Origin of the sequence: Serratia sp. YC16, assembly GCF_009707615.1 — a bacterium.
Classification (GTDB): Bacteria; Pseudomonadota; Gammaproteobacteria; order Enterobacterales; family Enterobacteriaceae; genus Serratia; species Serratia surfactantfaciens.
On the sequence record NZ_WLYN01000001.1, the window covers coordinates 851,265 to 864,041 of the forward strand.

A 12,777-nucleotide genomic window follows, 5' to 3' on the forward strand; every position below is an offset into this window, starting at 1 on the left:
AACGAAAATCTATACAAATAACCACAATAATTTACACAAAGGTTAAACGAGAGCGGAAATTGCGGAGATAAAAAAGGCCGCCGAAGCGGCCTTTCCATTAGCGGATAGGTTAACTGTAAGCGTTGAGCGTGCGCTGGCACAAAGCGGAGCGTACGCAGTCCTGTTTTTCAAAGCGGATGACGCCGATCATCTCGTCCTCTTCGAAGCGCTCCAGGGCGTCGCTGAGGCCGGATTTTACGCCGCGTGGCAAGTCGCACTGGGTCACGTCGCCGTTAACGATAACCGTCACGTTTTCGCCCAGGCGGGTCAGGAACATTTTCATCTGGCTGGCGGTCACGTTCTGGGCTTCATCCAGGATAACGACCGCATTTTCGAAGGTGCGTCCGCGCATATAAGCGAACGGTGCAATCTCTACCTTGCCGATTTCCGGCCGCAGGCAGTACTGCATAAAGGAAGAGCCCAAACGGCGCACCAGAATGTCATACACCGGGCGGAAATAAGGGGCGAATTTCTCGGAGATATCCCCCGGCAGGAAACCGAGGTCTTCATCCGCCTGCAAAACAGGACGGGTAACGATAATCCGATCCACCTCTTTATGGATCAGCGCCTCCGCCGCCTTGGCGGCGCTGATAAATGTTTTGCCGCAGCCGGCTTCGCCGGTGGCGAAGATCAGCTGCTTATTTTCTATGGCTGATAAGTAATGACCCTGAGCTTCGGTTCTAGCCTCGATGGGTGAGCTATCGCGCTTGTCTCGCGCCATGCCGATAGACTCGACTCCCCCCATTTGCACCAGCGAGGTCACAGACTCTTCTTCCAGCTGGCGATGACTACGAGCGTCACGACGAATAACGCGTTTCGCTTCACGACGTGCTTTGATCACTGCTTTCTGTCTACCCATAGTGGCACCTTACAGTTTGTTTCACCTACCGCAACGGCCAGGCCGCGCGATTATGTTTCACACACGTATTAGGTTTTGGCCTCCTCCGAGCCAATAAGAGCCAAGGGACAAAGTGAATCGACGGCAATGCTTCGGCGCCGTATCTTCACGGGACAACGCGGACTGCATCAATAAACGTGGAGTAAAAAACGATGAGATTCGGTAGCGATAAGGGTGCGGAGTTGCCGGTAAAAGAGAGTCGGAGAGAGAACCCTCGTAACAACGAGAAATCAGGGGAGATGTGTTATTTTTTCTTTCCAGCCCAACCAAGGACTTTACCATTAGCGATCCCCGCAGTGATATTTACAGCTTCAAGCTGTGCACCGTGTGAAAACTACCGCCAGATGATTACAGTATAATGACATTCAATCCCACAGCGTTACTAAAATGTAAAAAAATTTAATATCTTTTGTTTTCAGTTAACACAAAAACACTATATCACGCCTAAGACGTCATTCCATAGAAAATTATAATTAATAAATATCAATGAATTACAATTTAAAACCACGAATGACACTTTGGTTTCCCGATTAAATTTTGCGCAACCAAAAACAGCGCAACTGCGGTTTTTTTAATCTGCCGGCACAGCATTGAATTGCGTTTCATCGTTCATTGCCCCCACAACGGGAAAGACAAACGTAAAGCGAGGCGGAAGATCCCGCCCCGCCATTCCGTCTTCAGGCCTTGAGCAAGCCGCTGGCCAGATAGTCGCCGCCCTCTTTCACGCCCGGCAATACGAAGAAATACCCGCCGCCGATCGGCTTGATGTATTCCTCCAGCGCTTCGCCGTTCAGTCTTTTTTGCACCGTCAGAAACCCTTTTTCCAGATCGGCCTGATAGCAGACGAACAGCAGCCCCATTTCCAGCTGGCCGGCATTGGATACGCCAAGGGAATAGCTGTAGCCACGCCGCAACATCAGATTGCTTTGGCTTTCCGGCGTGCGCGGATTAGCCAATCGGATATGCGCATCCATCGGGATCACCTTGCCGTCGGGATCGCTCGCATAGTTCGGCTCATCATGTTCATGCTTCATGCCGAGCGGCGCGCCGCTGTGCTTTTCACGGCCGAAAATGGTTTCCTGCTCCTGCAACGGCGTGCGGTCCCAAAACTCAACGCGGAAACGAATAATGCGCGCGGCCTGATAGCTGCCGCCCGCCGTCCACGCCGGCTCGCCGACGTTGTCACCGACCCATACCACCTTATCCATCAGCGGCTTATCGTCGGTTTTCGGGTTAGCGGTGCCGTCTTTGAAGCCCAACAGGTTAATCGGCGTCTCTTTGCCTTTGCTGCGCGCAGCATGCGCGGAGATAAACCCTTCCCGTTTCCAGCGCACGCTGAGCAGATCCGGCGAATGCTTGATGATGTCGCGCAGTGCGTGAATCACCGTTTCATTGGTGTTGGCGCAGATCTGCAGCAGCAGATCACCATGGCACAGCCCGGCGTCCAACGCATCGTTGGGGAAGCGTGTCATCTTCTGCAACCGCAGCGGCTTGTGCGCCTGCAGGCCAAAGCGCTCGTCGAACAGCGAGGCGCCGACCGAGACGGTGACGGTCAGATTGTCCGGGTAAATCTCCGGCCCCATGATGCCGGAATCGAGCGGCGGTAGCTTGGCATCCACCTCCGGCGCCTTGTCGCCGTGGGTCAGGAAAGCGATGCGATCGGTCAGCAGCCTAAACAGACGCTCCAGATCCGCTTTGCTGGTCGCCAGCACGTCGAACGCCACCAGCATCATCGCCGCCTGTTGCGGGGTCAGCACCCCGGCCTGATGGTGGCCATAAAACGGCTGTTTCTGCCAGCGCTCATCCTGCGGCGCTGCCAACGGCTCCGCCGCTTTGTCCGCCGCCTGCACCAGGCGGCTGCCGCCCAGCGCCAGCGCGCTCAGCCCCAGTCCCTGCAGCAAACGGCGGCGTGAAGGGGATGCAGCCCCCTGAGAGTGCGGATGAGGCCCGTTATTCGGGCCTGCCTTGTTGCTCATAACCGTATGCCTCAGTCCAGACCCAATACGCCACGCAGTTGGGAAAGATCTTCCGCCAGGGTGGTGATCGGCCCTTTCAGCGCATTGCGATCGGCATCGGTCAGCTTCTCGTAGGACTCATACCCCTCTTTGGTTTGGTACTTCGCCAAAATGGTGTCGACGGTTTTGAAGTTGGCGTCGATCTTGTCCAGCAGCGGCTTGTTGGCTTTGATCAACAGCGGGCGCAGCAGGTTAACTATCTTCTGCGCACCGTCGACGTTAGCCTGGAAATCCCACAAATCGGTGCGGCTGTAACGGTCTTCTTCACCGCTGATCTTGCTGGCCGCCACTTCTTCGATCAGCCCGGCCGCGCCGCCCACCACCTTGCTCGGCGGGAAGGTCAGTTCACTCACGCGTTTTTGCAGCTCAACGGTGTCGTGATACAGGCGATCGGCATATTTACCCATGTCTTTGGTGGAGTTATCAGCAAACAGCGCCTTCTCCAGACGGTGGAAGCCGGTGAAGTTAGGGTCCGCCGATTTCTTCTCGTAGTCGTCTTCACGGGCGTCGATACTGCCGTCCAGATCGGAGAACAGTTCGGCGATCGGTTCGATGCGCTCATAGTGTTGGCGGGTAGGCGCATACAGCTTGCGCGCTTGCTCCACATTGCCGGCCTTCACCGCGTCGGTGAACAGCTTGGTCTGTTTCACCAGCCCATCGACCTCTTTGGTGACGTAGACCTTGTATTCGGCGATCGGGCCGACCAGGTCCAGCGCGCTCGGCTTGCCGTCGGTGGCGCCGCCGGCCGCTGCGGTGACGGTCAGTTTGCCTTTCGGATTGCTCAGCAGCCCGCAGGTCATGTCATATTCGCCCGCCTCGAGCGTGGCGGTCATTTTCTGGGTGAAGCCCGGCGCGATGTTCTCGCGCTCTTCCACCACCATCACCCCTTTCAGGATTTCCCATTCGACGTTTTTCTGGCTGGTGTTGTGCACCACAAACTGCGTCTTGCCGGCCGGCACGGTCAGCTGCATCGGCTCACACTGTTTGTCGTTGACCGTGACCTTGACCTGCGGCACATCCGCCGCCAATGCGTCGATGCTCAGCGCAAACGCCGGGATAGCCAGTAATGCTGCGTGCAACGCCTTGCGGCGAAATAACGGAGTAGACATACGAGATTCCCTATTAAATATTAATGATTGATTTTACGTTGCGCCGAGGCCGCTGCCGGCTCCGCGCGCTGCGGCAGGAAGAAGAAAATCAGCGCCGGGATCAGATACAGGAAGTAGACCGCCACTTCGCTGACCGTCGGCGCTTCCTGATAACCGAGAATGCCTTCCAGCAGGGTGCCGAACAGCGAATGGGTCGACAGGGTGCTGCTGAAGTCGAAGGCGATATCCTGGAAGTGGTTCCACAGGCCGGCTTCGTGGAATGCGCGGATCGCCCCGGCGGCCAGGCCGGCGGCGACGAACAGAATGAACAGGCTGGTCCATTTGAAGAATTTGGCCAGGTGCAGCTTCACCCCGCCCCAGTAAATCATCATGCCCAGCACGATGGCGGCCACCAGGCCGAGCACCGCGCCGATCGGCGCTGCGGCGCCCACGTCTTGCTGAAACGCCGCCAGCAGGAAGAACACCGACTCCAGCCCTTCGCGCGCGACGGCGAAGAACACCATCGCCACCAGCGCCCAACCCTGCCCTTTGCCGGCGTTGAGCGCCTGATCGATCGCCCCTTCCAGATGCACCTTGACCGACTTGGAGACTTTACGCATCCAGAACACCATGTAGGTGAGGATCACCACCGCCACCACCGCAACGATACCTTCGAACAGCTCCTGCTGTTTCTGCGGGAACTCGCCGGTGGTCTCATTGATGAAGATGCCGAGCGCCAGACACAGCGCGGCCGCGACTATCACGCCGATCCACACCGCGCCGAGCCATTGGCTGCGCTGCGTGCGCTTCAGGTAGCTGGCGATCAGGCTGACGATCAACGCCGCCTCCAGCCCCTCGCGGAACATGATAAGAAAGGGAACAAACATAAATAATCACCCCTGAAAAGAGCGCGGCGGCAGAAACGGTGGCTGCGAAATAAGCCGCGCGGCTATGTAAAGAAACGTAAAACCCAACGAGAGTGATTATCATTCGGCCAAGGATAAATACAAGAGGCGCGAGGGTGATTTTTTCTAATCAAATGTCGCCAGGTGTTACAGCTGGGTGACAGTAACGAGCAGGCAAAAAGAAGGGGCGCTCTGGGCGCCCCTTGCTGACTGACATCGAACGGCGTTATACCGTTTTGTACTCGGCTTCCGCCTGATCGAAACGCTCGGTCATGGTGGCGGAAGGCTGGCGGCCCATCAGGCTCACCACCACGATGGCCAGACAGCCCAGAATGAAGCCTGGGATGATTTCATACAGGCCCAGCCATTCGTACTGTTTCCAGACGATCACCGTCACCGCGCCGACCAGCATGCCGGCCAGCGCGCCGTTGCGGGTCATGCGTGACCACATTACCGAGATCAGCACAACCGGGCCGAAGGCGGCGCCGAAACCGGCCCAGGCGTAGCTCACCAGGCCCAGCACGCGGTTCTCCGGGTTGGCCGCCAGCGCGATGGCGACCAGCGCCACCACCAGCACCATCACGCGGCCGACCCACACCAGCTCACGCTGGCTGGCGCCTTTGCGCAGAAACGCCTTGTACAGGTCTTCGGTGATCGCGCTGGAGCACACCAGCAGCTGGCAGCTCAGGGTGCTCATGACCGCCGCCAGAATCGCCGAAAGCAGCACGCCCGCCACCCATGGGTTGAACAGCAGCATCGCCAGCTCGATGAACACACGCTCGCCGTTCTGCGACACGTTGCCGGCCTGATCAGGGTTGTTGGCGAAGTAAGCGATGCCGAAGAAACCGACGGCGATGGTGCCGGCCAGGCACAGGATCATCCAGGTCATGCTGATGCGACGCGCGCTGCGGATGGTGCGGTGAGAATCCGCCGCCATGAAACGCGCCAGGATGTGCGGCTGGCCGAAGTAGCCCAGGCCCCAACCCAGCAGCGACAAGATGGCGACGAAGTTCAGGCCTTTCAGCATGTCGAGGTTGGCCGGGTTCTGCGCCTGGATCACCAGCATCGAGGTATCGATGCCGCCGACGGCGAAGATCACGATCACCGGCGTCAGGATCAGCGCGAAAATCATCAGGCTGGCCTGCACGGTGTCGGTCCAGCTCACCGCCAGGAAACCGCCGATAAAGGTATACAGGATGGTCGCTGCGGCGCCGGCCCACAGGGCGGTTTCGTAGCTCATGCCGAAGGTGCTTTCGAACAGACGCGCGCCGGCCACGATGCCGGAGGCGCAGTAAATGGTGAAGAACACCAGGATGACGATGGCCGAGATCACCCGCAGCAGCTTGCTGTTGTCTTCAAAACGGCTGGTGAAATAGTCCGGCAGCGTCAGGGCGTTATTGTTGGCTTCGGTATGCACACGCAGCCTGCCTGCCACCAGTTTCCAGTTCAGGTAAGCGCCGATGGTCAGACCGATGGCGATCCAGCTTTCGGAGATGCCGGAGAGGAAGATGGCGCCCGGCAGGCCCATCAGCAGCCAGCCGCTCATGTCGGAAGCCCCGGCGGACAGCGCGGTCACCACGCTGCCCAAACTGCGGCCGCCGAGAATATAATCATCAAAGTTGTTGGTTGCCCGGTAGGCAAGCAGGCCGATCAGCACCATCCCGAAAATGTACACCAGGAAGGTCACCAGCATAGGTGTGCTCATTGTCATTTAATTCTCCACTTTCATTATTATTCGCGTTTCGCTCCGGCCAAGCCGGCGCCGGTAAACCCACGCGCAATGCATTTCACTGGCCGCCGCGCCGGAACGTGGCGCAGCCTGCGAGCAAGTGCAGGTAAAATAGTTTCTGCCCGTAATTGTTGACCGTCGGTTATCCTAGATGAGCCTTTCATCAACCAACAAGATATTTAACAACAAAGTTACACAAAGTTTACCCTGCGTCACATTTACCGGGCCCGCAGGTTGCACTCACGACAAACAAAATGAGTTGCACCTGGTAATTACCCTTATATACCGCAAGGTAAAGCGCCTGCGGCATAATAAACCCCGCCGCATTCGCTCAATAACGCAACATTCATGCCAACTGTCCATGTTAAAAAATCGATGAAACTCACACTTCGCTCATCAGCCTGATTTAACAAGGTTGCACAAAGTTGCAACATGCAGGATATTGTCTGCATTCTTAACACCACACATCTCACGAACCTATCCCAACAGGCTTTCCGGCCTGCTGTTTGTCTAGCCTGATGGGATAGGTTCTAAACACAGGAGTTGGACAGGCATGGGCACTACCACAATGGGCGTGAAACTCGACGAGGCAACACGCGACCGGATCAAGAGCGCCGCGCAGCGCATCGATCGCACGCCGCACTGGCTCATCAAGCAGGCCATCTTTAATTACCTCGAGCGTCTCGAGAGCGGTAGCGATATTCCTGAAATTCCAGCGCTGGCCGCAGCGGGCCAGCCTGAAGCGGACGACATTATGCCGCAAGCGCAGGAAGAGTCACACCAACCATTCCTCGATTTCGCCGAACAAATTCTGCCGCAGTCAGTCACCCGCGCCGCCATCACCGCCGCGTATCGCCGCCCAGAGACCGAAGCGGTGCCGATGTTGCTCGAACAGGCGCGATTACCCGCCGATCTTGCACAGGCCACTCACAAAATGGCCTACGGTATCGCCGAGAAGCTGCGTAACCAAAAAAGTGCAAATGGCCGCGCCGGCATGGTGCAAGGCCTGCTGCAAGAGTTCTCCCTCTCCTCGCAGGAAGGCGTGGCGCTGATGTGCCTGGCGGAAGCGCTGCTGCGCATTCCGGACAAACCGACCCGCGACGCCCTGATCCGCGACAAGATCAGCAACGGCAACTGGCACTCGCACCTGGGGCGCAGCCCGTCGCTGTTCGTCAACGCCGCCACCTGGGGCCTGCTGTTCACCGGCAAGCTGGTGTCGACCCATAACGAAGCCAACCTGTCCCGCTCGCTGAACCGCATCATCAGCAAAAGCGGCGAACCGCTGATCCGCAAAGGCGTGGACATGGCGATGCGTCTGATGGGCGAGCAGTTCGTGACCGGCGAAACCATCGCCGAAGCGCTGGCCAACGCGCGCAAGCTGGAAGAAAAAGGCTTCCGCTACTCTTATGACATGCTGGGCGAAGCCGCCCTGACCGAGGCCGACGCTCAGGCCTACCTGGTTTCCTACCAGCAGGCGATCCACGCCATCGGCAAAGCCTCCAACGGCCGCGGCATCTATGAAGGCCCCGGCATCTCCATCAAACTGTCCGCTCTGCACCCGCGCTACAGCCGCGCGCAGTACGAACGCGTCATGGAAGAACTCTACCCGCGCCTGCTGTCGCTGACCCTGCAGGCGCGCCAGTACGATATCGGCATCAACATCGACGCCGAAGAGGCCGACCGTCTGGAGATCTCGCTCGATCTGCTGGAGAAGCTGTGCTTCGAGCCGCAGCTGGCCGGTTGGAACGGCATCGGCTTCGTGATTCAGGCCTACCAGAAACGCTGCCCGTTCGCCATCGACGCAGTGATCGACATGGCGCAACGCAGCCGTCGTCGCCTGATGATCCGTCTGGTGAAGGGTGCCTACTGGGACAGCGAAATCAAACGCGCCCAGATGGACGGCCTGGAAGGCTACCCGGTTTACACTCGTAAGGTGTACACCGACGTTTCCTACCTGGCCTGCGCCCGCAAGCTGCTGTCGGTGCCGAACCTGATCTATCCGCAGTTCGCCACCCACAACGCCCATACTCTGAGCGCCATCTATCACCTGGCTGGCAACAACTACTACCCTGGCCAGTATGAGTTCCAGTGCCTGCACGGCATGGGTGAACCGCTGTACGAACAGGTGGTGGGTAAAGTGGCCGACGGCAAACTGAACCGCCCGTGCCGCATCTATGCGCCGGTCGGCACCCATGAAACGCTGCTGGCCTACCTGGTGCGTCGCCTGTTGGAAAACGGCGCCAACACCTCGTTCGTCAACCGCATCGCCGACGCCACCCTGCCGCTCGACGAGCTGGTGGCCGATCCGGTCAGCGCCGTGGAAGCCATGGCGGCCAGCGAAGGCCAGATGGGCCTGCCGCATCCGCGCATTCCGCTGCCGCGCGAGCTGTATGGCGAGAAACGCACCAACTCCAGCGGTCTGGATCTGTCCAACGAACAGCGTCTGGCCTCGCTCTCCAGCGCCCTGCTCACCAGCGCCAGCCATCCGTGGCGCGCGGAACCTATTATCGACGCCGAGTTGGATCAGGGCGTGGAACAGCCGGTGATCAACCCGGCCGAGCCGGGCGATGTGGTCGGCTACGTGCGTGAAGCCACCGAAGGCGAAGTCAGCCGCGCGCTCGACGCCGCCGCGGCCGCCGGCCCAATCTGGTTCGCGACACCGCCAACGGAGCGCGCCGCGATCCTCGAACGTGCCGCCGAACTGATGGAAAGCCAACTGCAAAGCCTGCTGGGCATTCTGGTGCGCGAAGCGGGTAAAACCTTCAACAACGCCATCGCCGAAGTGCGTGAAGCGGTCGACTTCCTGCACTACTACGCCGGCCAGGTGCGCGACGATTTCGCCAACGACAGCCACCGCCCGCTGGGCCCGGTAGTCTGCATCAGCCCGTGGAACTTCCCGCTGGCGATCTTCACCGGCCAGATCGCCGCCGCGCTGGCGGCAGGCAACAGCGTGTTGGCCAAACCGGCCGAGCAAACGCCGCTGGTGGCCGCTCAGGCGGTGCGCATCCTGCTGGAAGCCGGTATTCCGCAAGGCGTGCTGCAGCTGCTGCCAGGCCAGGGTGAGACCGTCGGCTCGACGCTGGTCAACGACGCCCGCGTACGCGGCGTGATGTTCACCGGCTCCACCGACGTCGCCGGCATTCTGCAGCGCAGCATCGCCGGTCGCCTGGATCCGCAGGGCCGCCCAACGCCGCTGATCGCCGAAACCGGCGGCCTGAACGCCATGATCGTCGACTCTTCCGCCCTGACTGAACAGGTCGTCACCGACGTGGTGGCCTCCGCCTTCGACAGCGCCGGCCAACGCTGCTCCGCGCTGCGTATCCTGTGCATTCAGGAAGACGTGGCCGAACACACGCTGCAGATGCTGCGCGGTGCGATGGCCGAATGCCGCATGGGCAACCCGGAGCGCCTGTCCACCGACGTGGGCCCGGTGATCGACGCCGAAGCCAAAACCGGCATCGAGCGCCACATCCAGGCGATGCGCGCCAAAGGCCGCAAGGTGTACCAGGCCGCCAAAGGTAGCACGCAGGATGAAAAAGAGTGGGCGCGCGGCACCTTCATCAAGCCGACGCTGATCGAGCTCGACAGCTTCGACGAGCTGCAGAAAGAGATCTTCGGCCCGGTGCTGCACGTCGTACGCTTCCAGCGCAACAACCTGGACGCGCTGGTCGATCAGATCAACGCCGCCGGTTACGGCCTGACGCTGGGCATTCACACCCGTATCGATGAAACCATCGCCCGGGTGACCGAGCGCGCCAAGGTCGGCAACCTGTACGTTAACCGCAACATGGTGGGCGCAGTGGTCGGCGTGCAGCCGTTCGGCGGCGAAGGCCTGTCGGGCACCGGCCCCAAAGCCGGCGGCCCGCTGTACCTGTACCGTCTCTTGGCCAACCGGCCGGACGACGCGCTGCAGCGCACGCTGCAGCGCCAGGACGAGGAGCGCCCAATGGAAGCCACCGCACGGCCGCAGCTGCTGGGCGCGCTGCAATCGCTGGAGAAATGGGCGGTCACCAGCCAACACGGCGAACTGGCGGCATTGGCGCAGCGCTATGCGGAACTGGGCCAGGGCGGCACCGTCCGTCCGCTGCCAGGGCCGACCGGCGAGCGCAATACCTATGCCCTGTTGCCGCGTGAACGCGTGCTGTGCCTGGCGGATAACGAAGCCGATGCGCTGATCCAGCTGGCCGCCGTGCTGGCGGTCGGCAGCTGCGCGCTGTGGCCGGAAGCGGAACTGCAGCGCAATCTGTTCCGCCGCTTGCCGAACGATGTGCAGGCGCGTATCGCCTTCAGCAAAGACTGGCAGCAGGATAAGGTTGAGTTCGACGCCGCCATCTACCACGGCGATGCCGACCAACTGCGCACCCTGTGCGAGCAGATCGCCCAGCGCGGCGGCGCCATCGTTTCGGTGCAGGGCTTCGCCCACGGGGAAACCAACATTCTGTTGGAGCGCCTGCTGATCGAACGTTCGCTGAGCGTCAACACCGCCGCCGCCGGCGGCAACGCCAGCCTGATGACCATCGGTTAACGCATCGTCAAGGCGGCGACACGTCGCCGCCTGATTTGCTTACCGCTACGCAAACCCTGCACTCGTGCAGGGTTTTTTATTGTCCGCCGCCCGGCCAGTCGTTAGCGTATTAATCTCCTTGCCTGAGAGTGTGTATGGTGTGTAGATTAAGGACGATAACATCGTGAAGAGTTCAGAGCTGATCGCGCTGCTGGAAAGCCACGGCTGGGTATTGCGGCGGGTAAAAGGCAGCCACCATCAATTCAAACATCCCGATTTTGCGCTGATCATCACCGTGCCGCACCCAAAGAAAAATCTCAAGCTGGGCACGCTGCGGCAGATACTTAAAGACGCGGGGTTAACTGCACTTCACATCGCCACGCGTTAGACAGGAGAAACCATGTTTTATCCCGCTTATATCCATACCGAATCAGACGGCAGCGCCAGCGGTTTCTTTCCCGATGTCCCCGGTTGTTATTTCGCCGGCGCCAGCCTGGACGACGCCTTTGCCGATGCCCAAAGCGCGCTGGATGCGCACTTTGAGTTGTTGAGCGAAGACAATCAGCCGATACCGCGTCCGCGGGCCGTCGCCGTGCATCTTGCCAAAAACGCGGAATCCTTCGAGGAGGGGCAGTGGCTGTTGATCGCTATCAATATGGATAAGTTTGACGGCCGGGCCGAGCGAATCAATATCACGCTGCCCCACCGTCTGTTAAGCCGCATTGATTCTCTGGTTCGGCAACATCCGGGATACGGCAGCCGCAGCGGGTTTCTCGCCGCCGCCGCGCGAAATGAATTGTTGAAAGTGGAGTGAACGCAGTCGGGGGAAGCTCCCCCGCCGCCTTATTGATTCAGAAACTTGTCGAGGAATTGCTGGGTGCGCTGGTGCTGCGGGTTGGCGAACAGCGCTTTGGCCGGGCCCTGTTCGACGATGCGGCCATGGTCCATAAAGATAACCCGGTCGGCCACGTCGCGGGCGAAGCTCATCTCATGGGTGACGATCACCATGGTGCGTTTCTCTTCCGCCAGTGAGCGCATGGTATTGAGCACTTCCCCCACCAGCTCGGGATCGAGCGCCGAGGTCGGCTCATCGAACAAAATCACCTCCGGCTGCATCGCCAGCGCGCGCGCAATAGCCACCCGCTGTTGCTGCCCGCCGGACAGCCGCCGCGGATAGGCCTGCTCTTTGCCGCTCAGACCCACCTTGGCCAGCAACGCGCGAGCGCGCTGTTCAGCGCTGGCTTTTGCTTCGCCCTTGACGATAACCGGCCCTTCGATAATGTTTTCCAGCACCGAACGATGCGGGAACAGGTTGAAGTTCTGGAACACGAAGCCGACCTGCTGACGCAGCGCACGCACCTGGTTCTTCTGTTTGCTCAGCGGTTTGCTGCCGTCGATCAGGATATCGCCGACGCGAATGGTGCCGGAATCCGGCTCCTCAAGCAGGTTGATGCAACGCAACAAGGTGGTTTTCCCCGAACCGCTCGGCCCGATGATCGCCACCACTTCGCCGGCGTCCACCGCCAGATCGATTCCATGCAGCACCGTCTGACCCTTGAACTGCTTGGTCAACTGTTTAACTTCAATGGCACTCATGCG

Annotated in this window: 9 protein-coding genes; 3 read left to right on the plus strand and 6 right to left on the minus strand. The window is 59.7% G+C overall.

Going from position 1 to position 12,777, the window contains the following annotated elements:
• Positions 1 to 109: 109 nt before the first annotated feature.
• From phoH to putP, 5 genes are all read right to left on the minus strand, one after another.
• The gene (gene phoH / locus GKN89_RS03960) at positions 110 to 898 is read right to left on the minus strand and encodes a phosphate starvation-inducible protein PhoH (protein ID WP_015378226.1); all 789 of its coding nucleotides are present in this window, start codon (positions 896 to 898) and stop codon (positions 110 to 112) included.
• A 716-nt stretch (positions 899 to 1,614) separates the two neighbouring features.
• Positions 1,615 to 2,913, minus strand: a complete 1,299-nt coding sequence (efeB, locus tag GKN89_RS03965; RefSeq protein WP_154746380.1) for an iron uptake transporter deferrochelatase/peroxidase subunit — start codon at positions 2,911 to 2,913, stop codon at positions 1,615 to 1,617.
• 11 nt (positions 2,914 to 2,924) lie between these two features.
• A complete protein-coding gene (gene efeO / locus GKN89_RS03970) occupies positions 2,925 to 4,061 on the minus strand; it encodes an iron uptake system protein EfeO (protein WP_019452918.1) in 1,137 nt (378 codons plus the stop codon).
• A 20-nt stretch (positions 4,062 to 4,081) separates the two neighbouring features.
• Positions 4,082 to 4,927 carry an iron uptake transporter permease EfeU gene (efeU, locus tag GKN89_RS03975; RefSeq protein WP_154746381.1) on the minus strand — a complete coding sequence of 282 codons (846 nt, stop codon included), beginning with the start codon at positions 4,925 to 4,927 and terminating at the stop codon, positions 4,082 to 4,084.
• Positions 4,928 to 5,171: 244 nt separating this feature from the next.
• Positions 5,172 to 6,656, minus strand: coding sequence for a sodium/proline symporter PutP (gene putP, locus GKN89_RS03980; protein ID WP_025159832.1), 1,485 nt, complete (start codon positions 6,654 to 6,656; stop codon positions 5,172 to 5,174).
• Between the two features lie 571 nt (positions 6,657 to 7,227).
• On the opposite strand from putP, the gene putA reads away from it, so the two are divergent.
• From putA to GKN89_RS03995, 3 genes are all read left to right on the plus strand, one after another.
• Positions 7,228 to 11,199: a trifunctional transcriptional regulator/proline dehydrogenase/L-glutamate gamma-semialdehyde dehydrogenase gene (putA, locus tag GKN89_RS03985; RefSeq protein WP_154746382.1), complete on the plus strand. Its 3,972-nt coding sequence runs from the start codon at positions 7,228 to 7,230 to the stop codon at positions 11,197 to 11,199.
• Between the two features lie 163 nt (positions 11,200 to 11,362).
• Positions 11,363 to 11,566, plus strand: a complete 204-nt coding sequence (locus GKN89_RS03990; RefSeq protein WP_019452923.1) for a type II toxin-antitoxin system HicA family toxin — start codon at positions 11,363 to 11,365, stop codon at positions 11,564 to 11,566.
• 12 nt (positions 11,567 to 11,578) lie between these two features.
• Positions 11,579 to 11,992: a type II toxin-antitoxin system HicB family antitoxin gene (locus GKN89_RS03995; protein ID WP_154746383.1), complete on the plus strand. Its 414-nt coding sequence runs from the start codon at positions 11,579 to 11,581 to the stop codon at positions 11,990 to 11,992.
• A gap of 29 nt (positions 11,993 to 12,021) precedes the next feature.
• On the opposite strand, the gene tcyN is transcribed toward GKN89_RS03995, so the two are convergent.
• Positions 12,022 to 12,774 (minus strand): L-cystine ABC transporter ATP-binding protein TcyN, encoded by a 753-nt coding sequence (gene tcyN, locus GKN89_RS04000; protein WP_038876913.1) that lies wholly within the window; start codon positions 12,772 to 12,774, stop codon positions 12,022 to 12,024.
• Between the last annotated feature and the right edge of the window lie 3 nt (positions 12,775 to 12,777).

What these genes read in the sequence shown, in the direction of transcription:
- efeO (WP_019452918.1), bottom strand. Translation starts at nt 4,061, where the DNA reads ATGTCTACTCCGTTATTTCGCCGCAAGGCGTTGCACGCAGCATTACTG.
- efeU (WP_154746381.1), bottom strand. Translation starts at nt 4,927, where the DNA reads ATGTTTGTTCCCTTTCTTATCATGTTCCGCGAGGGGCTGGAGGCGGCG.
- putA (WP_154746382.1), top strand. Translation starts at nt 7,228, where the DNA reads ATGGGCACTACCACAATGGGCGTGAAACTCGACGAGGCAACACGCGAC.
- putP (WP_025159832.1), bottom strand. Translation starts at nt 6,656, where the DNA reads ATGACAATGAGCACACCTATGCTGGTGACCTTCCTGGTGTACATTTTC.
- efeB (WP_154746380.1), bottom strand. Translation starts at nt 2,913, where the DNA reads ATGAGCAACAAGGCAGGCCCGAATAACGGGCCTCATCCGCACTCTCAG.
- GKN89_RS03995 (WP_154746383.1), top strand. Translation starts at nt 11,579, where the DNA reads ATGTTTTATCCCGCTTATATCCATACCGAATCAGACGGCAGCGCCAGC.
- phoH (WP_015378226.1), bottom strand. Translation starts at nt 898, where the DNA reads ATGGGTAGACAGAAAGCAGTGATCAAAGCACGTCGTGAAGCGAAACGC.
- tcyN (WP_038876913.1), bottom strand. Translation starts at nt 12,774, where the DNA reads ATGAGTGCCATTGAAGTTAAACAGTTGACCAAGCAGTTCAAGGGTCAG.